This window comes from Mesorhizobium sp. M4A.F.Ca.ET.050.02.1.1 (assembly GCF_003997725.1).
Classification (GTDB): Bacteria; Pseudomonadota; Alphaproteobacteria; order Rhizobiales; family Rhizobiaceae; genus Mesorhizobium.
On record NZ_RZSG01001186.1, the window covers coordinates 1 to 1,253 of the forward strand.

Below are 1,253 nucleotides of genomic sequence, written 5' to 3' on the forward strand. Positions count from 1 at the left end.
ACATGCTCGAGAGCAGCGACTATATCGTGCGCGGCTATGGCCGCAATGACCGCATCGTCTATGGCAGCGGCGGCGTTATCCCGACAGTCGGCATCGCGGCGCGCGCCGAAACGCTGTTCGAGCGCGACGACATCGCCTACATCCACGTCCGTTCGGCGCGCAACAATTGCTACCAGTGCCGCATCGAACGCGCCTGAAGACAAAAAATGCCCGCCGATCGTCTGGCGGGCAGTTGGGGAAAAAGCCTGCGACAGAAGAGAAAGCAGCCTTCAGGCCGATGTGACTAGGCATGTTTTTCGAATGCCGAATGTGAAGTGCTTCACAATGGCGACACGGATCCGCATAAATGTCGGCGAGACTGTCGTACTCCCGTCGCAATTACTTGCTAGAAGGCAAGTGTTGATCGATTGCCGACCGCGGATGGACCGGCGGCACGTCTCAACATCGAGGAAGCGGGGCTTTGGCTCCGCTTTTTTGTTGTCCGCACTTTTTCCGTGCAAAGCAAAACCCGCCGGACGAAGCCGGCGGGCGACAGGAGGAAACTTCTTCTCGCGCAGGTGTCAGGCGGCGAGCACCGCCTTCGGCTCGACCAGCTCGTAGCCGAGCGCTTCGGCGACCGCGCGGTTGGTGATCTTGCCCTTGTGGACGTTGAGGCCGTTGCGCAGATGATGGTCGTCGACCAGTGCCTTGAGGCCCTTGTCGGCAAGCTGCAGGCCGAAATGCAGCGTCGCGTTGTTGAGGGCGTGCGCCGAGGTGACCGGTACCGCCCCTGGCATGTTGGCGACGCAGTAGTGGATGACGCCGTCGACCTCGTAGGTCGGTTCGGCATGGGTCGTGGCGTGCGAGGTCTCGAAGCAGCCGCCCTGGTCGATGGCGACGTCGACGAGCACGGAACCCTTCTTCATGCCGGACAGCATCTCGCGCGTCACCAGCTTCGGCGCCGCGGCGCCCGGGATCAGAACGGCGCCGACCACGATGTCGGCGGAGAAGCATTCTTCCTCGAGCGCCTCGACGGTCGAGTAGCGGGTGTGGACGCGGCCGCCGAAAATGTCGTCGAGCTGGCGCAGGCGCGGGATCGAGCGGTCGATGATGGTGACGTCGGCGCCGAGGCCGGCCGCCAACTTGGCGGCATGCAGGCCGACGACGCCGCCGCCGAGCACGGTGACCTTGCCTGGCAGCACGCCGGGCACGCCGCCGAGCAGCACGCCACGACCGCCATTGGCCTTCTGCAGCGCCGTCGCGCCGGCCTGGAT

Annotated in this window: 2 protein-coding genes; one reads left to right on the top strand and one right to left on the bottom strand. The window is 64.4% G+C overall.

The window, feature by feature from the left end:
- Nucleotides 1–197, top strand: a 197-nt coding sequence (locus tag EOA33_RS36165) for a DUF1203 domain-containing protein (RefSeq protein ID WP_127407756.1), incomplete at its 5' end; no start/stop codon positions are given.
- A gap of 363 nt (nt 198–560) precedes the next feature.
- On the opposite strand, the gene EOA33_RS36170 is transcribed toward EOA33_RS36165, so the two are convergent.
- On the bottom strand, nt 561–1,253 hold a 693-nt coding region (locus tag EOA33_RS36170; RefSeq protein ID WP_190234503.1), incomplete at its 5' end, for an NAD-binding protein.